Source organism: Kitasatospora sp. CM 4170 (assembly GCF_032110285.1).
GTDB classification, from domain to species: Bacteria; Actinomycetota; Actinomycetes; order Streptomycetales; family Streptomycetaceae; genus Kitasatospora; species Kitasatospora aburaviensis.
Map to the genome: position 1 here is coordinate 4,770,573 of NZ_CP134877.1, position 18,633 is coordinate 4,789,205.

The following is an 18,633-nucleotide window of genomic DNA, read 5'->3' on the forward strand; positions in this document are numbered from 1 at the left end:
CCCGCACGCCCTGAGTGGCGCCGGCCCGGCCCCGGGTGGTTCTTGCGGTCAGGACCCTGCGGCGCCTCGCGGGCGGCAACGGGCACACCCGCTGCTTGCGGATACGCTACCGGTCGCACCGCGCCGGACCGGAGTCAGCTCTCGGCCGATACCAGACCGGTATCCGTACGGGGGTGCCGATCGTGACATATCACTCACTCGTGGCGGCCGCTGCTACTTGCCGAGGGCGGCCTGCATCACCGCCTTGGCGATCGGCGCGGCCAGCCGCCCGCCGCTGATGCCGTCACGGTTGTTCGAGCCGTCCTCGACCACCACCGCCACCGCGACCGACTGGCCGTCGGCGGTCTTGGCGAACGAGGTGAACCAGGCGAACGGCAGGCCGGCGTTGTCCTCGCCGTGCTGGGCGGTACCGGTCTTGCCGCCGACCTGCAGGCCGGAGATCCGGGCGTTCTTGCCGGTGCCGTTCTCGACCACGGAGACCATCATCTCCTGCAGCTTCTGCGCGGTGGCCGGGCTCATCGGCTGGGAGAACTGCTTCTCGGTGTGCTTGGAGATGGTGGTCAGCGAGGCCGACCGCTCCTGGTCCACCAGGTACGGCTGCATCAGCGAGCCGTTGTTGGCGATCGCGGCGGAGACCATCGCCATCTGCAGCGGGGTGGCCCGGGTGTCGTGCTGGCCGATCGCGTCCATCGCCGTGCCGTCCGGGGTGGAGGCGGTCGGGTAGAGGCTCTTCTCGGTGCGGACCGGGGTGTCCACCGTGCTGTTGAAGCCGAACTTCTCGGCCTGGGCCCGCATCTTGTCCCGGCCGAGGTCCACGCCGATCTTGCCGTAGACGGTGTTGCAGGACTGGTCCATGGCCGACTTGAGCGTGGCGTTCTCGCAGCGCTCGTTGGGGCTCTCGTTCTTCAGGTCGGTCTTGGTGCCCGGCAGGGTGTACGGCTCGGGGGTCTGCGTGGTGTCGTCGATGTTCTGGAACATCCCGTTCTCGAACGCCGCGGTCGCGGTGACCAGCTTGAACGTCGAGCCGGGCGGGTACGTCTCGCGCAGCGCGCGGTTGAGCAGCGGCTTGTTGGTGTCGGCGTTGAGGTTGTTCCAGGCCTCGCCGTCGGACTTCTCGAAGCCGGAGAAGGTGCTCGGGTCGTAGGAGGGCGTGGAGACCAGGGCCAGGATGGCGCCGGTGCGCGGGTCGAGGGCGACCACCGCGCCCTTCTTGTTGCCCAGGCCGTCGAAGGCGGCCTTCTGGGCCTTGGCGTTGATCGTCGTGACGACGTCGCCGCCCTTCTTCGGCTCGCCGGTCAGCATGTCCAGGGTGTTGCGGAAGAACAGCCGGTCGTCGGTCCCGGAGAGGATGCCGTCCTCCAGGTTCTCCAGCCCGGTGCTCTGGAAGGCCGAGGTGTAGCCGGTGACCGGCGCGTACATCGGGCCGTCGATCCAGGTGCGCTTGTACTTGTAGCGCAGGCCGTTGACGAACTCGGAGGAGGTGACCGGCTGCCCGCCGACGATGATGTTGCCGCGCGGGTGGGCGTAGCGGTCGAACTCCTGGCGCTTGTTGTTCTTGTTGGTGGCCCAGGACTCGGCCTGGACCCCCTGCACCCAGTTGGTGCGGACCATCAGGGCCAGGATCAGCACGAGGCAGAAGATCGAGACCCGGCGGATCGGCTTGTTCACGAGACGGGTCCTCCCTGGATCTCCGGGGTGGGCGACGGCTCGACCCCCGGTCGGCGGGCGTTGTCGCTGATCTTCAGCAGGATCGCGACCAGGGCCCAGTTGGCGACCACCGAGGACCCGCCCTGGGCGAGGAACGGCATGGTCATACCGGTCAGCGGGATCAGGCCGGTGACGCCGCCGGCGACCACGAAGACCTGGAGCGCCATCGCCGAGGAGAGGCCGACGGCGAAGAGCTTGCCGAACGGGTCCCGGGCGGCGACGGCGGTGCGCAGGCCGCGCTGGACCAGCAGTGCGTAGAGCATGAAGATCGCCATCAGGCCGGTGAGGCCGAGCTCCTCGCCGAACGAGCCGAGGATGAAGTCGCTCTTGGCGGCGAAGTCGATCAGCCAGGAGCGGCCCTGGCCGAGGCCGGAGCCGGTGACCCCGCCGGAGCCCAGCGCCATCAGCGACTGACCGATCTGTTCGGTGGCGCCGAGGGGTGGTTTGGGCGAGAAGGCGGCCATCGGGTCGAGCCAGGCGTCGATGCGGACCTTGACGTGGCTGGCGGTCGAGGCGACCGCGACGGCGCCGCCCACGGACATCAGCAGGCCGAAGACGATCCAGCTAGTGCGCTCGGTGGCGACGTACAGCATCACCACGAAGAGGCCGAAGTACAGGAAGGACGAGCCGAGGTCGTTCTCGAAGATCAGGATCAGCAGGCTGAGCAGCCAGATCACGATGATCGGCCCGAGGTCGCGGCCGCGCGGCAGGTAGAGGCCCATGAAGCGGCGGCTGGCCAGGGCCAGTGCGTCCCGCTTCACCATCAGGTAGCCGGCGAAGAACACGGTGAGGATGATCTTGGCGAACTCACCGGGCTGGATCGAGAAGGCGCCCATCCGGATCCAGATCTTGGCGCCGAAGTCCTCCTTGCGGGCCGGGAAGAAGGCCGGCGCCGCGAGCAGCACCAGGGCCGCCGCCATCGAGATGTAGGTGTAGCGCTGGAGGACCCGGTGGTCCTTCAGGAAGATCATCACGAAGATGAAGAAGGCCACCCCGAGGCCCGACCACATCAGCTGGTTGGCAGCGGCGGGGTAGTTGTTGTGCAGCAGCTTCCCGGCCTTGTCGAGGCGCCAGATCATCACCACGCCGAGCCCGTTGAGCAGGGTGGCGATCGGCAGCATCAGCGGGTCGGCGTACGGGGCGAAGCGGCGCATCAGCAGGTGCGCGATCAGGGCCAGCGCACCCATGCCGAGGCCGTAGCCGAGCATGCCGGCGGGCAGCGAGTCGTCCATCGCGAGGCCGACGTTGGCGTAGGCCAGGACCGGCAGCACCACCGCGAAGGCCAGCATCGCCAGCTCGGTGTTGCGCCGGTTCGGCGTGCCCGGGGCCGAGATGGTGGTGTTGCCCCGGCGCCGGGAGGACGCGCGGTCCGCCGGCACGCCGTCGGACCGGCGGTTCGCGCCGTTGCTCAGGTCGAAGGTGCTCATGCTCCCGCCTCTCCCCCGGCCGCCGAACGGGAGGAACCCGTTCGCCCGGCAGGGGCAGGCGCCCACGCGCGCCTCTCGATCATTCGCTCGCTCACTTGGTGGCCGCTCCCTGACGGCCGGCGGGCCCGCGCCGGGCGGGCCTATGTCGGGTCACGGCCGTCACGGCTTCGGGCAGGAGTCGGCCTTCTGCCGCTCCTCGTCGGTGAAGCCGGGCAGGTCGCCCTGCGGTCCGGTGGCCGGGGCGGCGGCGCTCTGGCTGGGAGCCGCCGTGCCGGGCGCCGGGGTCTGGGTCGCGCTCGGGGTGGGCGCGGCCGCGGCCGGGGCCCGGCCGGTCGCGGAGGGGCTGGGTGAGCCGGCCGCCAGGAACCCGGCGTGCGCCACCGTGGCGGCGGGCGCCGCGGTGGGCTGGCCGGCCGCCGGCGTGCCCGCGGTGGCCTGGCCGCCCGCGTTCGCCCGGGCGTCGGCGACCCGGTGGCAGAAGGTGGCCTGCTCGGCCAGCTTCTTCACCTTGTCGTCGGCGTCGCCGAAGCTGCTCGCCGTGATGGTGTTCGTCACATGGGTGCGCTGGTCCTGCGGCAGGTACTTGAGCTCGATGTCCTTGTACGAGGTGTGCACCGAGGACAGGCTCAGCCCGACCAGGTTCTGGTTGAGGCCCTGGTAGATCGCGACGTGGTCGCCGTCGGCACCGACGTAGTACTGGTCCTGCGTCCACTTGTAGCCGAAGAAGCCGGCGCCGCCGAGCAGGCCCAGGGTGACGAGCGCCACCACCGAGAGCTTGAGCGCCTTGCCCTTGCGCTTGCGCGGCTGCTCGTCGTCGTAGTCCTCGGTGCCGTAGACGGACGGCTCGCCGGCGCCGTAGCCGGCGTCGTAGCCCTCCGCCGGGCCGAAGCCCGCGGGGGCGGCGCCGTAGCCGCCGTCGTAGCCCTCGGCGGGACCGAAGGCGCCCTGCGGGGAGCGCCCGAGGCCGGCCGCCCGGCCGGCCGGGGTGTCGGCGATCGAGCGGTCGGCGGCGGCCGAGGACGGCGGGGTGTCGGCGACCGCGCCGACGACCACCGGGACGTCGTTGAACTGCCCGCTCATGGTGTCCGTGGCGCCGACGTCGATGACGTCCGCCACGATGCAGGTGATGTTGTCCGGACCGCCGCCGCGCAGCGCGAGCTGGATCAGCTCCTGCACGGTCTGCTCGGGCGAGTAGAAGCTCCCGAGGGTGTCCTGCAGCGTCTGGTGGCTGACCGGGCCGGAGAGGCCGTCGGAGCAGATCAGGTAGCGGTCGCCGGCCCGGACCTCGCGGATCGACAGGTCGGGCTCGACCTGGCCGCGGCCGTCCAGCGCCCGCATCAGCAGCGAGCGCTGCGGGTGGGTCTCGGCCTCCTCGGGCGTGATCCGGCCCTCGTCGACCAGGCGCTGCACCCAGGTGTGGTCCTGGGTGATCTGCACCAGCGAACCGTCCCGCAGCAGGTAGGCGCGGGAGTCGCCGACGTGCACCAGGCCCATCCGCTGGCCGGTCCAGAGCATCGCGGTGAGGGTGCAGCCCATGCCCTCCAGCTGCGGATCCTCCTCGACCATCTGCCGGAGGCGGTCGTTGGCGCCCTGGACGGCGTCGCCGAGCAGGGTCAGCAGGTCGGCGCCCGGCACGTCCTCGTCCAAGCGGACGATGGAGCCGAGCACCTCGGAGGACGCGACCTCACCGGCCGCGGCGCCGCCCATGCCGTCGGCCACGGCAAGCAGCCGCGGCCCGGCGTAGCCGGAGTCCTCGTTCCCCTCCCGGATCAGCCCCTTGTGGGAGCCGGCGGCGAAGCGCAGCACCAGGGTCATGCGACCTGAGCCCCCCTCTGGGTCATGGACGGGATGCTGTCCCTCATGCGCTCTACTTCCGCAGTTCGATGACGGTCCTGCCGATACGGATCGGCATGCCCGGCTGGAGCGGCGTCGGCGCGGTCAGGCGCTGCCGGTCCAGATAGGTGCCGTTGGTGGAGCCTAGATCCTCGACCGTCCACTGCCCAGTCTGATCCGGATAGATCCTGGCATGCCGGGAGGACGCGTAGTCGTCGTCCAGGACGATGGTGGAGTCGTGCGCGCGGCCCAGCGTGATGGTCTGGCCCTGCAGCGCGACGGTGGTCCCGGCCAGCGAGCCCGCGACGACGACCAGCTGCGTCGGGGCACCGCGGCGGCGGCCGCCGCCCTGGGTCTGCTGGGCGGCGGGCTGCCCCTGCGGGGCGCGGCCGGGGGCCGGGGCGGCCCCGCCGGTCGCGGTCGCGGCACCGCCGCGGCGCGAGGACCGGGGGTTCACCCTGGTGCCGAAGAGGTCGCTGCGGATCACTTGGACCGCGACGATGACGAAGAGCCACAGCACGGCGAGGAAACCCAGCCGCATGACCGTGAGGGTCAGTTCAGACATAACCGCGCCGCTCTACCCTTCGACCTGTCGGTAGACGATGGTGGTGGAGCCCACGACGATTCGCGAGCCGTCGCGGAGCGTAGCGCGCTGGGTGTGCTGTCCGTCCACCACGATGCCGTTGGTGGACCCCAGGTCGAGCACCATCGAGGGGGTGCCGGGCCGGATCTCGGCGTGCTTGCGGGAGACCCCGGGGTCGTCGATCCGCACGTCGGCCTCGGTCGAGCGGCCGAGCACGCAGGCGTTCCCGGAGATCTGGTGGCGGGCGCCGTTCACCTCGATCCAGCGGCGGACGGAGGTGCCGTGGCCGGCGCCCGGGAACGGGCGCACGTTGCCGCCCGCGGGCGGGGCACCGGCGGGCATGGCGGGGGGCGCGGCCGGCGGCGGGGGCGCACCGTACGGGTCGGCGCCGGACTGCTGCCACGGTGCGCCGGGGGCCGGGGCGGCCGGCGGGCGGCCGTAGCCGCCGCCCTGGGTGGGCTGCGCCGGGGCCTGCTGCTGCGGCTCCTCGGCGGCCAGCGTGCGGCTGCGCACCCGGTACAGGCCGGTGTCCAGGTCGTCGGCCTTCTCCAGGTTCACCTGGAGCGGGCCCATGAAGCTGTACCGCTGGGCCTCGGCGTACTCGCGGACCATGCCGGCCAGCTCGTTGCCCAGCTGACCGGAGTAGGGGCTCAGGCGCTCGTGGTCGTGCGGGCTCAGCTCGACGATGAAGTCGTTGGGCACGACGGTGCGGTCGCGGTTCCAGATGCTCGCGTTGTTGTCGCACTCGCGCTGCAGAGCGCCGGCGATCTCCACGGGCTGGACCTCGGACTTGAACACCTTGGCGAAGGTGCCGTTGACGAGACCCTCAAGTCGCTGCTCGAACTTCTTCAGCACTCCCATGGGGCACCCCCTTCCAGGGTTCGTTCGCCTGCCTGCCGACCGGATCCCGGGGAGCCGGTCGCGCCTACTTGCGGTACTTCCGTACTGATCGTATCCACGCCGGGGCCATCCATACGGTTCCCGGACCGCGTGGTGCCCGGGGGTGGGCTCGGACACACAGGGTGACGCATCCCCGCGGCAGCATGCCAGGGCTACCCCTCCGACGGCCGCCCCATCCCTCGCTCGCCAGTTCGCCGGGCATCCGTTCGGATGCGTTCGGCCGCTCCGGGAAACGGATTCGGAGGTGGCCCGCAGGTCGTGCTACTGTTTTCCACGTCGGAAGGGGCGCCCGCAAGGGAGCCGGATCGAAGAACCGCGAAGGGCCACATGGTACCGGGCGGATCGGTTGATCGGCTGGCAACCACGACAAACACCCATGCGCGGGTGGCGGAATAGGCAGACGCGCTGGATTCAGGTTCCAGTGCCCGAAAGGGCGTGGGGGTTCAACTCCCCCCTCGCGCACAGCGAAGCCCCGCAGATCTACGGATCTGCGGGGCTTTCTCGTTCTCCCCAGGCCCGGCGCAGCGGCAGTTCGACGCCCCGGCCCGTCGGGGTGTCCGTGACTCGTCAGGGGAGCCCGTGGCCCGGCTCGGCCGACCGGTCAGCTCCGGCCGGCCGGCAGGTCGGCACGGACCTCGAAGCCGCCCTCGGGGGTCGGGCCGGCCGTCAGCGTGCCGCCGAGCAGCTGGGCGCGCTCCCGCAGGCCGACCAGCCCGTGCCCGCCGCCCGGCAGCGTCTCGGCCGGCCGCACCGGCGGGGCTTCGTTGCGGACCTCGACCCGCAGCCGGCGGCCGCGGGCGCTGACCTTCACGTGCACGGCGGCCTCCGGCGCGTACTTGGTGATGTTGGTGAGCGCCTCCTGCACCGTCCGGTAGGCGGCCCGTTCGACCGCCTCCGGCCAGGGCCGGTCGCCGGGCGCCAGCTCGCTCTCGGCGGCCAGACCGCTCTCCCGGATCAGCCGGGGCAGGTCGGCCAGCCGGGGCTGCGGGGCCAGCGGGGCGTCCGGGCGCAGGCCGGAGGTGCGCAGCACCCCGACCATCTGCCGCAGCTCCTCCAGGGTGCGTACGGAGAGCTCCCGGATGGTCCGGGCGGTGGCGGCGGCGGCCGGGTCGGCCGTGCTGACCTGGAGCGCCCCGGCCTGGATGCTGATCAGGCTGACCTGGTGCGAGACCACGTCGTGCATCTCCCGGGCCAGCCGGCCGCGTTCGCTGATCAGGACCCGCTCCGCGAGCAGCCGGCTCTCCCGCTCCTGGCCCCTGGTCAGCTCGTCCAGCCGTGCGGCCAGCTCGCGCCGGGTGCGGGAGAGCAGGCCGGTGGCGGCCGGGCCGGCGGCCAGCATGACCGACTGGATCGCGTACAGGGCGGTGTCCCGGTTGAGTGCGAAGGTCTGGTCGGAGAGCGGCCAGTGGAAGAACTCGACCAGGGCGAAGAGGCTCGCGCACGGCACCACCACGCGCGGGGAGGGGCGTTCGGCGGCCACCGTGTAGACGGCGGTTATCGGGGCGAGCCAGATGTCGTCGATGTAGCTGCCCGGCATGGTCAGCAGCAGCACGGTGACCGGGAAGCGCCGGCGCCAGAGCAGGACGACGGCGGCGAGCGTCGAGAGCAGGACCTGCCACCAGGGCGCGTCCCGGGCCACCAGTGCGGCGTCCACCAGGGAGTAGCAGGTGGGCAGCAGCAGCATCAGCCAGGGCGCGGTGTACCAGGCCCCGGCCGGTCTGGCGGGGGGCGGCCCGTCGGCGCTCATGCGCCGTCGCCGGGCTTGGGCCGCACCAGGCCGGCCCGGTGGGCGATGACGGCGGCCTGCACCCGGTTGGCGGCGCCGAGCTTCCCGAGGATCGCGCTGATGTGGTCCTTCACCGTGCCGGTGCCGAGGAAGAGCCGGTCGGCGATCTCGGCGTTGGAGAGGCCCTCGCCGAGCAGCGCCAGCACGTCGAGCTCGCGGCCGGTGAGGGAGCGGGCCAGGCCGGCGGCCTCGGCGTCCGGGCCGCCGCCGTCCACGTAGCCGCCGATCACGGTGCGGGTGACGGTCGGGGAGAGGATGTTGCCGCCGGCCGCGAGCACCCGGACGGCGTGCACCAGCTGGTCCGGGGCGGTGTCCTTGAGCAGGAAGCCGGCCGCCCCGGCGCGCAGGGCGGTGCCGATGTACTCGTCGGAGTCGAAGGTGGTCAGCATCGCCACGGCCGGCGGATCGGGGAGGGCGCGCAGCCGTCGCAGCACCGAGATGCCGTCCAGGTCGGGCATCCGGATGTCGAGCAGCACCACGTGCGGGCGCAGGCGCTGGACGCACTGCTCGGCCTGGCCGCCGGAGCAGTCGCCGACCACCTCCAGATCGGGGGCGGAGCCGACGATCAGGCCGAGGCCGGAGCGGACCAGGATCTCGTCGTCGACGATCAGCACACGGGTGGTGGTGATGGTCCCCTCCTCGGTTCGGGCGCCCGGGCCCGCCGGTCCGCGCTCGATGTGGTCTGTTTGCGCGGTTTCGAGACTAGTGCGTGGCCGGCTATCCGCGCCGTGCCGGCGTGCGCGGGGGGCCGAGCGCACGGCGGGGCGTGCACCCCCGCCGTTCGGCGGGGGTCGGAATCGCCTACCGGGTTCACGCAATTCTCATCCGGGGTGGGGAACCATGGAATTGGCTGCCCCTTTGCCGGTTCTTCCGGCCTCGGCGAGGGCCGCTGGTCAGTCCGTCGGGCCCGTGCGGGCGCCCGGCGCCGGGCCGTGTGCGGATGCGCCCCACCATCTGATCGTTTGGAATTGAGCTGTGTCGTCCACTGTGAAGTCGGAGCCGTCCGCCGCCTCGACCGGGTCCCGGCCGGGCTCCCTGCTGGACCGCTGGCGCCCGCGGGCCGCGACGGCCACCGTCTGGTACCTGCGCCTGATCGCGCTGCTGAACCTGGTGACCGTGCTGCTGGCACCCTTCCGGGACCAGGTCGAGACGCACAACGAGGGCGAGTACTTCACCCCCTACCTGATGACGGCCGGCCTCAGCAGCGCCGTGCTGTCGGTGTTCCTCGCCATCGCGATGCGGCGGCGCAAGCGGGCCGCGTGGATCTTCAACACCGCGCTGGCCGGGCTCTTCGCGCTGCTCTACCTGGTGGCCATGGCGCTGCCCGGCGAGGGCTTCGACCGGCACCCGCTGAACTACGTCTCCACCGTGCTGACCTGCGCCTTCGTGCTGGCGCTGCTGGTCGGGCGGAAGGAGTTCACCTCCAAGGGCGACCGCTCCAACCCGAAGACCGCGGCGGCCACCTTCGTCGGCGGCCTGGCCTTCGGCGGCATCGTCGGCGCGTTCCTGGTCTGGCTGGCCAACGACCGCTCCGGCGCCGACTTCTGGGACCTCTTCCGCTACTCGGTCGGCCGCATGATCACCATCACGCCGTCCGAGCACCTGCGCTCGGTGATCTCCGCGCCGACCTGGGTCAACGCGGTGATCAACGCGATGGGCGCGGTGCTCTTCCTGATCGTCCTCTACGTGGCCTTCCGCAGCCCCCGGGGCAAGGAGCTGCTGACCCCGGAGGACGAGGAGCAGCTGCGCGGGCTGCTGGACAAGCAGGGCGAGCGCGACTCGCTGGGCTACTTCGCGCTGCGCCGCGACAAGGCCGTGGTGTTCTCCCCCAGCGGCAAGGCGGCGGTGACCTACCGGGTGGTCGGCGGGGTCTCGCTGGCCTCCGGCGACCCGATCGGCGACCCGGAGGCCTGGCCCGGCGCGATCGACGCCTGGCTGGCCGAGGCCCGTGAGCACGCCTGGGCGCCGGCCGTGATGGGTGCGTCCGAGGAGGCCGGGGTGATCTACGCCCGGCACGGGCTGGACGCGCTGGAGCTGGGCGACGAGGCGATCGTCGAGCTGGACGAGTTCTCGCTCGACGGCCGGGCGATGCGGGTGGTGCGCCAGGCCTACAACCGGGTCAAGCGGGCCGGCTACACGGTGCGGATCCGGCGGCACGAGGCCATCCCCGAGTCCGAGATGGCCGATCTGGTGGCCAAGGCCGACCAGTGGCGTGACGGCGCGACCGAGCGCGGCTTCTCGATGGCGCTCGGCCGGCTCGGCGACCCGGCCGACGGGCGCTGCGTGATGCTGGAGTGCCACGACGGCGACGGCGAGCTGAAGGCGCTGCTGAGCTTCGTCCCGTGGGGGCCGGACGGGCTCTCGCTGGACCTGATGCGCCGGGCCCGGGACACCGAGAACGGCCTGATGGAGTTCATGGTGATCGAACTCCTGCAGCGCGCGGACGAGGTCGGGCTGAAGCGGGTCTCGCTGAACTTCGCGATGTTCCGTTCCGTTTTCGAGCGCGGTTCGCGACTCGGCGCCGGTCCGGTGCTCCGGCTCTGGCGCTCCGTGCTGGGCTTCTTCTCCCGCTGGTGGCAGATCGAATCGCTGTACCGGGCCAACGCCAAGTACCGGCCGATCTGGGAGCCGCGTTATCTGCTCTTCGAGAAGAGCAGCGAGATTCCGCGGATCGGTATCGCCAGCGCCCGGGCCGAGGGCTTCATCACCGCACCGAGCCTGCCCGCCCTGTTCCGTCGTCGGCACTCCGGGACCGCCGTGGCGGCTCCCCGGGTGCCGGTGGCGGCGCGGGACGGGAAGGGGTAGTCCCTCCGCCGGGGGGCGGAGGGGACCGGTCGTCCGTATGGGGGTGTTTCGTGCTGTTCTCTCCCCCCAGAGGATGACGCGGCTCCACATTTATGCCGATGTGGATTCATTAATCGGCTTCTAATGTTGGGGTGGTCGGGAAGGCGTTCCGGCTTCGGGGATGGCTTCGGGGATTTGGAGAGACTGCTGTGATTGACCTGACCCACGCGGGGGGCGTGCGAAAGGGGCCGCTGGCTATTGCCGGGGCGGCCGCTGTCGCCGAGTGGGGATTGCTGTTCGGCACGGTTCGCGAGCGACTGGTGGCGAAGAAGTTCGCCGCCGTCCCGCTCGCCACCGCGGCGACGGCCCTGATCCTGCTGTTCAGCATCGTCCAGCACCTGCCGGGCGGCGAGCGGCTCGTCACCCACATCGGGGTGGTGAAGGCCGCGCTGCCGCTGGAGGTCTCGCTGCTGCGGACGCCGCTGTCGCTGTACGTGCCGGCGCTGGACCTGCCGGTCTGGGGGGCGCTGGCGCAGGTCTTCGTGGTCTTCGGCATCGCCGAGATCGTGCTCGGCCGGCGGCTGACCCTGGTGGTGGCCTACGCCTGCACCCTGGCCGGGACGCTGTTCGCCCGGGTGGGCGTGGCGATCGGCCCGGAGCACGTGTTCGGCTTCCCGAAGTGGGTCGCCTACGTCCGCGACACCGGGCCGTCGGCGGCCGTGGTGGCGCTGGCGATCTGCATCGCGTTCCGCTGCCGGGCCTGGTTCACGGCCGGGCTGGTGGTGGCGCTGATGGTCGGTGAGGCGATCATCCTGCCGAACCTGGCGGGTCTGGAGCACGTGGTCGCGGTGATCATGGCGCTGCTGATCGCCGTCTCGGTGGAGGTGTTCGGGGACTTCTGGCCCCGGGTGCTCGCCGGGGTCGGCGCGGCCGCATCGGTGGCGGCGGCCGCCTCGATGGAGGTGGCCGCCGAGGCCCGCCGCCGGACGTCCGCCGGCGCCGCCCAGGCTTGATCGGCTGTGATTCGCCCGCTCGCCCCGGGGTGGTGCTCGGGGCGAGCGGGTTGCGGTCAGGCGGGGGGTAGCGGGAGCTCGAACCAGACCACCTTGCCGACGGCCTTGCGGGCGGTGCCCCAGTGCTCGGCGAGCTTGGTGACCAGGGTCAGGCCGCGGCCGGTCTCGCCGAGCTGCTCCGCGGGCTCCAGCGACGGCAGGTTGTGGTTGTCGTCGCTCACCTCGACCAGCAGCTTGTCCACCCGGATCAGCTGCAGCTGGACCCGGTCCCGGGCGACCCGGACGGCGTTCGTCACCAGTTCGCTGACCAGCAGCTCGGTGGTGTCGCTCAACGTCTCCAGGTGCCAGGCGGCCAGTTGCTCGCGGACCAGGGCCCGGGCGCGGCGGACCTCGCGGTGGTCGACCGTGAGGTCCCAGGTGGCCACCTCGGTCGGCGCGACGCCGTCGAAGCGGGCCACCAGCAGGGCGACGTCGTCCTTGCGGTCGTCCGAGTGGAGCCGCTCCAGCACCACGTCGCAGGCTTCTTCCGGGCTCTGCCGCGGGTCGATCAGGTTGCCGCAGAGCGCCGCCAGCCCCGCCCCTATGTCGCCGCCCCGGACCTCGACCAGGCCGTCGGTGCAGAGCACCAGCATCGAGCCGTCGGAGACGTCGATGGTCTTGGCGACGAACGGCACCCCGCCGACGCCGATCGGGGCGCCGGCCGGGATCTCCAGCAGCTCGCCGCTGCCGTCCGGGTGCACCAGTACCGGGGGCACGTGGCCGGCGCTGGCCAGCTCGCAGGTCCGGTTGATCGGGTCGTAGACGGCGTAGAGGCAGGTGGCTAGGTGGTCGTCGCCGAGCTTGTGGGCCAGGTTGTCCAGGTGGCGCAGCAGCTGGCCGGGCGGCAGGTCGAGGGCGGCCAGGGTCTGCATCGCGGTGCGGAAGCGGCCCATCGCGGCGGCCGAGTGGAGGCCGTGGCCCATCACGTCACCGACCACCAGGGCGACCCGGCTGCCGGGCAGCTGGATCGCGTCGAACCAGTCGCCGCCGACCTCGGCCTTGGAGTCGCCCGGCAGGTACCGGTGGGCGATCTGCACGCCGGGGATCTGCGGCGGGCGGGTCGGGATCATCGAGCGCTGCAGGGTGGTGGCGACCTTGGACTCGGCCCGGTGCAGCCGGGCGTTGTCCAGCGAGAGCGCGGCGCGGGCGGCCAGCTCCTTGAGGGTGGCGGCGTCGCCCTCGTCGAAGGGGGCGCGGTCGGGCAGCCGCAGGAGCTTGAGGATGCCGAGCACGGTGCCCCGGGCGGAGAGCGGCACCACCAGCATCGAGCGGCCGGTGACCACGGAGGCGAGCCGGGGGCCGCCGAGCGCGGCGGCGTAGTCGACGGCGACGTCCTGGCTGACCACCGGGACCAGGACCGGCTGGTTCAGCTGGAGCGCCATGCCGGGCGGGGTGCGGCGGGGCATGGCGACCAGCGCGCCCTCGGCGAGGACGTGGTCCCACTGGCCGGCGGACTCGTTGTAGACCAGGGCGACCCGGCGGAGCATGGTGTCGTCGTCCGGCCGGGCCTCGGGTAGCTCGGAGTCGGAGATCAGGCCGTCCACCAGGTCGACGCAGGCGAAGTCGGCGACCCGGGGGACGAGCACCTGGCAGAGCTCGTGGGCGGTGAAGCCGAGGTCCAGGGTGGTGCCGACCTTGCCGCCGACCTCGTTGAGCAGGGCCAGCTGCTCGCCGGCCTGGCCGTTGGTCAGGAACGGGCCGAGCCGGCCGCTCGGCCGGGTGCCCTCCTCCGCGGCGGCGGGGCAGGGCACGGTCGGGGGTGTGGCCTGGTCGCCCCGGCGGGCCTGGTGGCCGTTGGCGGACGACTCGACGGCGGCCTGCTCGATGGCGGGTCCTCCTGTGGGCGGGGCCGGCGCGGACGGGGCCGGGGCGGTCGCGGCCTGGACGGGCGGGGTGGCCGCGGGCGGGGCGCCCGCGGCGGCCGCGGGGTGCCCGGTGGGCTGGCCCGCGGCGGCGGAGGCGGCGGGCCGGTCGGCGGCGTCGCGCTGGACGGGCAGGGGTCCGGCGGGCCGGCGGCCGGGCGCGGACTGCTCCGGCTGCGGCGGCGGGCCGCTCCGGCCGGCCCGCTGCTGGGCGGTCGGGTAGCGGCGGCCGATGCCGGCGGCGGCGTGCGCGGCCCCGGTCGGCGGGTCGGCGGGCAGGACCGGTAGCAGGGTGCCGGGGTCCAGCCGCAGGGCGGGCAGGCCGGCGCGGCCGAGCCCGTCGAGCAGGGCGGCCCGGCGTTCGGCGGAGCCCGCCGGGAGCAGCCGGGTGAACGGCTCGGGCACCGGGCGGCCGGGTGCGGTGAGGGCGGCGGAGAGCCGGTGGAAGCCGCCCCGGGCGGCGGGTGCGGCGGCGAACGGCAGCCGGCGCTCGCCGAGGGCGAGCCGCGGGCCGGCCGAGCGCAGCGGCCGGGCGTCGGCGGCCAGGGCCAGCAGGCCGGCGGCCGGGTCGGCCGGGCGGTAGGCCCACCAGAGCACGTCGCGCAGGTGCTCCTCGCGGTCGACGACCGGCATCTGCCCGGCCCAGGCACCCTCGGCGGCGGTCAGCTCGGCCAGGGCTTCCAGGGCGTCGCAGCGGCGGCGGGCGCCGGGGGCGGCGGGCCCGGGGACGCTGCGCGGCTCGACGGCGGGCAGCAGGCCGGCGGCCGGGCGGTCCTGGGCGACCTCGGCGCGGTGCCCGAAGAGCTCCTCGGCGGCCCGGTTCCACTGCGCGATCCGGCCCGTGCGGTCGACCAGCACGAGGGCGAGCCGGACCAGGGCGACCACGCCTGACGACTGGTCACCCGACGCGGCTCCGGGGGCGGCCGCGGTGGCCGCCGTGCGCGCTGTGGAGTTGGGCTCGTCCACCATGGATTCGGTCTGCTCCCGCCTGGCCGCCACGCCTGGAGGCGGCCCGTCTCTACGGAGGAAGGCACGCTGTGCGGATACCAGCGAAGCACGGACCGGGCCGGACTCGGTACCGAAACGGGGAGATTCATCAGTATCAGTTGCGTGTCACTCGGCGTGCGCCGGTCCGCACTCCCCGTCGACCGGCGGCGGTGCCCCGGACGGAGGGCCCGCCGAGGGCGGGTGGCCGGGAAACCGCGCGGGGTAGGGTGGCAGGCCGAGCCGCGCCGTGCGGCGGGCACCCGGAGGGCCGGGCGGCAGGTCGAGGCGGCGGCACCGAGTCGGCAGGACGAGACAGAGGCGAGACGTGACCGCGCAGATCCCCGCCCGCTGGACGGACCCGGAGCAGCAGGAGCTGGAGGAGCGGGTCGCCGCCGCCGAACTCGCCTGGCTCACCATGGACGTCGACATGCAGACGCTGCGGGTCGAGATCGACAACTTCGCCCTGATCCACCACCAGCTGCTCGGCCCGCTCTACGCCAGGCTGGACGAGCTGGACGCGCTGATCGCCGAGACGGTGGCCGCCCGCACCGGGCACCCGGAGGACGTCCGGCGGGCCGCCGAGGCGCGCCGGCGGGTGGACGAACTGCCCGACCTGGACGCGCTGTTCGACAGCGTCCAGGAGCAGGACGCGGCCCCGCCGCCGGCCGCGCCGGCCCGGGTGCGGCCCGGCCGGGAGGCCCAGCGGATCTACCGCGAGCTGGTCCGCCGTGCCCACCCCGACCTGACCACCGACCCGGCCGAGCAGGAGCGCCGGGCGGGGTTCCTCGTCCGGGTCAACGAGGCCTACGCGTTCGGCGACACCGCCGCTCTGGAGGGGCTCGCCGCGGAGTGGTCGACCGCCCCCGAGGCGGCGCCCGCGGTGGACTCCCCCGACCGGCTCGGCTGGCTGCGCCGCCGGCTGGAGTGGCTGAACGCCAAGATCGCCGAGACCGCCACCGAGCAGGTCCGGCTGGAGAACACGGCGATGGGCCAGCTGCTCGCGCTCGCCCCGCAGGACCCGGACAAGCTGCTGGAGGAGCTCGCCGAGCAGTTGCTGGCCAAGGCCGCCGCCCAGCAGGCCGAGCTGGAGCAGCTGCTCGGCGGGGGCCCGGCCGTGCGGGACAATGGACCGGACCGTTCCGAGCCCCAGGAGAGCCAGACGATGTTCGCCCAGATCCCCACCACCGACGCCGCCTCCGTCCCCGCCGACGCCGCCCTGCTCGACGTCCGCGAGCAGGACGAGTGGGACGCCGGCCACGTGGACGGCGCGCTGCACATCCCGATGGGCCAGCTGATCGCGCGGATCGGCGAGCTGCCGGAGGAGAAGCTGTACGTCTTCTGCCGGGTCGGCGGGCGCTCCGCGCAGGTCGTCCAGTACCTGGTGCAGAACGGCCGGGACGCGGTGAACGTGGACGGCGGCATGTACGCCTGGGAGGGCGCCGGCCGTCCGATGGTCTCCTCCGGCGGCCAGGACGCCTTCGTCCTCTAGGTCCTCTCCCGGGTCCTCTCCGGCTCCGGCTCCGGCTCCGGCCCCGGGCGCCGTCCGGCGCGGCCGCGGCTCCCGCCGCCGCGGCCGGTAGGGCAGGATGGGCGCGCGACCGAGCCGGGACGGGACCGGCGGCGCCCGCCCGGGTGGCGGTGCCTCCCGGCCGCAGCTTGGGGGAGGGTCCATGGCGGAGAGCGCCGACGCGCCGCCCGGTGGGCGGGCCTGGTCGAGGCCGGCGCTGGTGGTGCTCGGCACGGCCGGTGTGCTGCTCGTGGCGGCCACCGGGCTCTTCCTCGGCGCGGTGTTCCTGCACGTCGCCCCGGCCAACACGCTGTCCCGGGAGTACCGGGACGAGGTCGACGGCCTGGTGTACCCGGAGTTCGAGCAGAACTGGAAGCTGTTCGCGCCCAACCCGCTGCAGCAGAACGTCGCCCTGGACGCCCGGGTGCGGACGGTCGAGCCCGGCGGCGCCACCCGCACCCACGACTGGATCGGGCTGACCGCCCGGGACGTCGCCGCGATCCGCGGCAACCCGGCGCCCAGCCACGCCGACCAGAACCTGCTCCGCCGGGCCTGGGACTTCTACGAGGGCTCGCACAGCGCCCAGGACGACTCGCTGACCAACCCGCGCGGCAAACTGGCGGAGACGTACCTCAAGCGGATCGCGCTGCAGCGGATCGGCCGCACCGTCGAGGGCGACCGGATACTGGAGATCGAGTTCCGGGTGACGGCCGCGACCGTCCCGCCGCCGGAGTGGAGCGGTGAGGCCGCGCCGCCCGCGCCGAAGGTGCGCGAGCTGCCCTGGTGGCCGGTCGACGACGAGGACCACCGGGGGCTCGGGTGAACGAGACGACGCAGGCGGCCGGCCCGGGGCCGCTGCCCGACGCCGTCCCCGCCCGGCCGGCCGTTCCCCCGGCCGCCGGAACGGCCGCGGCGCCGGTGCCCGGAACGGCCGCCGCCCGCCGGGGCCAGGAGCTCGGCGCGGTGCTCGCCCGGCTGTTCGCGGCCTTCACCGGCCGGACGCTCGGGCGGTACCAGGCGGCGGCGGTGCGGATCGGCTTCGGCCTGGTCTGGCTGGCGTACCTGGTGCGGGAGTGGCCCAACCGGCGGATGCTCTACGGCGACACCTCGCCCTGGTCGCTCGGCCTGGCCGAGCGGCTGCTCGCCGACAACGGGGCGCTGACCGTGCTGCCCTGGTTCGGCGGCCGGCTCTGGTTCGAGCTCGTCTACCACCTGGCGGTGCTCTCCGCCGCCGCGCTGCTGCTCGGTTGGCGGACCAGGGCGAGCAGCGTGCTGTTCCTGGTCACCGTGCTGTCGCTGCAGAACCGCAACGTCTTCCTCGGCGACGGCGGCGACAACGTCGTCCACCTGATGGCGGTCTACCTGGTCTTCACCCGCTGTGCCGAGGTCTGGTCGCTGGACGCCCGGCGCCCGGCCGCCGGCCGGGGCGGGGTACTGCTCTGGGCGGTGCTCGGCGGGCTGCTGCTGGTCTGCCAGCTCGGCGACTTCTCCGGCGAGAGCCTGACCTGGACGGCCGCGGCCTTCCCGTACGTCGGCTGGGCCCCGATGTTCTGGGGCCTGTGGGCGGTGGCCGGCATCTGGTGGCTGCTCGGGCGGCTGCGGCCGGACGGGGAGCCGCGCGCGGTGCTGGACGCGCTGGCCGCCATGGTGCACAACTGCGCGATGCTGGTGATCGCCGCCGAGGTCGTGCTGATCTACGCCACGGCCGGCTGGTACAAGGTGCAGGGCTCGCGCTGGCAGGACGGCACCGCGCTCTACTACCCGCTGCACCTGGACTACTTCACCCCCTGGCCGGGGCTCTCCGGGCTGGTCGCCTCGGCGCTGCTGCCGGTCTTCCTGATCTCCTACGGGACGGTGGTGCTGCAGGTCGCCTTCCCGTTCACGCTGGTCAGCCGGCGGGTCAAGAACGCGCTGCTGGTGGTGATGATGGCCGAGCACCTGGGGATCGCGGTGCTGCTCGGCCTGCCGGTGTTCTCGCTGGCGATGGTCGCGGCGGACGCGGTCTTCCTGCCGACCGGGGCGCTGCGCTGGTTCGCCGCCCGGGTGGCCGGCGTCGGGCGGTGGATCGGGCTCCCCGGGCTGCGTCCGCCGGCCGTACCGCCGCCGGCCGTACCGCCGCCGGGCAGCCCGGCCTCCCCGCTCAAGGCCTCCCCGGCCCTGGATCCGCCGCCTCCGGCCGTCGGGGGAGCCGCTCCCCTAAGCTGA

General features: G+C 73.4%; 13 protein-coding genes and 1 tRNA gene. 6 read left to right on the forward strand and 8 right to left on the reverse strand.

Annotated features, from left to right (window positions below; all coding sequences use genetic code 11):
• Positions 1–213 precede the first annotated feature (213 nt).
• The 5 genes from RMN57_RS20235 to RMN57_RS20255 all read right to left on the reverse strand — a co-directional run bounded on the left by RMN57_RS20235 (position 214) and on the right by RMN57_RS20255 (position 6,411).
• Entirely contained in the window at positions 214–1,668 is a 1,455-nt protein-coding gene (locus RMN57_RS20235) for a penicillin-binding protein 2 (RefSeq protein WP_313764749.1), read from the reverse strand.
• Positions 1,665–3,134, reverse strand: a complete 1,470-nt coding sequence (locus tag RMN57_RS20240; RefSeq protein ID WP_313764750.1) for an FtsW/RodA/SpoVE family cell cycle protein — start codon at positions 3,132–3,134, stop codon at positions 1,665–1,667. Before RMN57_RS20240 ends, RMN57_RS20235 begins: the two co-directional genes overlap by 4 nt.
• A gap of 159 nt (positions 3,135–3,293) precedes the next feature.
• Complete coding sequence (locus RMN57_RS20245) at positions 3,294–4,949, reverse strand: protein phosphatase 2C domain-containing protein (protein ID WP_313764751.1); 1,656 nt, start codon at positions 4,947–4,949, stop codon at positions 3,294–3,296.
• 52 nt (positions 4,950–5,001) lie between these two features.
• A complete protein-coding gene (locus tag RMN57_RS20250) occupies positions 5,002–5,532 on the reverse strand; it encodes an FHA domain-containing protein (protein ID WP_313764752.1) in 531 nt (176 codons plus the stop codon).
• A 12-nt stretch (positions 5,533–5,544) separates the two neighbouring features.
• A complete protein-coding gene (locus tag RMN57_RS20255) occupies positions 5,545–6,411 on the reverse strand; it encodes a DUF3662 and FHA domain-containing protein (RefSeq protein WP_313764753.1) in 867 nt (288 codons plus the stop codon).
• Positions 6,412–6,828: 417 nt separating this feature from the next.
• Between RMN57_RS20255 and RMN57_RS20260 the strand changes: the two genes are divergently transcribed.
• Positions 6,829–6,912 (forward strand) — tRNA-Leu (locus RMN57_RS20260).
• Between the two features lie 139 nt (positions 6,913–7,051).
• Here RMN57_RS20260 and RMN57_RS20265 read toward each other — a convergent pair.
• Complete coding sequence (locus RMN57_RS20265; RefSeq protein WP_313764754.1) at positions 7,052–8,197, reverse strand: histidine kinase; 1,146 nt, start codon at positions 8,195–8,197, stop codon at positions 7,052–7,054.
• Positions 8,194–8,844: a response regulator transcription factor gene (locus tag RMN57_RS20270; RefSeq protein ID WP_313767894.1), complete on the reverse strand. Its 651-nt coding sequence runs from the start codon at positions 8,842–8,844 to the stop codon at positions 8,194–8,196. Before RMN57_RS20270 ends, RMN57_RS20265 begins: the two co-directional genes overlap by 4 nt.
• A gap of 367 nt (positions 8,845–9,211) precedes the next feature.
• Between RMN57_RS20270 and RMN57_RS20275 the strand changes: the two genes are divergently transcribed.
• Both RMN57_RS20275 and RMN57_RS20280 read left to right on the forward strand, forming a co-directional pair.
• On the forward strand, positions 9,212–11,041 hold the full coding sequence (locus RMN57_RS20275; protein WP_380237158.1) for a phosphatidylglycerol lysyltransferase domain-containing protein: 1,830 nt from the start codon (positions 9,212–9,214) through the stop codon (positions 11,039–11,041).
• Positions 11,042–11,229: 188 nt separating this feature from the next.
• Positions 11,230–12,033 (forward strand): hypothetical protein, encoded by an 804-nt coding sequence (locus RMN57_RS20280; RefSeq protein ID WP_313764755.1) that lies wholly within the window; start codon positions 11,230–11,232, stop codon positions 12,031–12,033.
• A 56-nt stretch (positions 12,034–12,089) separates the two neighbouring features.
• Here the strand turns inward: RMN57_RS20280 and RMN57_RS20285 are convergent, their stop codons facing one another.
• On the reverse strand, positions 12,090–14,903 hold the full coding sequence (locus RMN57_RS20285; RefSeq protein WP_313764756.1) for a SpoIIE family protein phosphatase: 2,814 nt from the start codon (positions 14,901–14,903) through the stop codon (positions 12,090–12,092).
• Positions 14,904–15,246: 343 nt separating this feature from the next.
• Here RMN57_RS20285 and RMN57_RS20290 point away from each other — a divergent pair, with 343 nt between their 5' ends.
• The 3 genes from RMN57_RS20290 to RMN57_RS20300 all read left to right on the forward strand — a co-directional run bounded on the left by RMN57_RS20290 (position 15,247) and on the right by RMN57_RS20300 (position 18,633).
• Positions 15,247–16,410 (forward strand): rhodanese-like domain-containing protein, encoded by a 1,164-nt coding sequence (locus RMN57_RS20290; protein ID WP_313764757.1) that lies wholly within the window; start codon positions 15,247–15,249, stop codon positions 16,408–16,410.
• Positions 16,411–16,591: 181 nt separating this feature from the next.
• Positions 16,592–17,251: a DUF5819 family protein gene (locus RMN57_RS20295; RefSeq protein WP_313764758.1), complete on the forward strand. Its 660-nt coding sequence runs from the start codon at positions 16,592–16,594 to the stop codon at positions 17,249–17,251.
• Positions 17,248–18,633 carry an HTTM domain-containing protein gene (locus RMN57_RS20300; RefSeq protein ID WP_380237715.1) on the forward strand — a complete coding sequence of 462 codons (1,386 nt, stop codon included), beginning with the start codon at positions 17,248–17,250 and terminating at the stop codon, positions 18,631–18,633. The genes RMN57_RS20295 and RMN57_RS20300 overlap by 4 nt, the downstream gene beginning before the upstream one ends.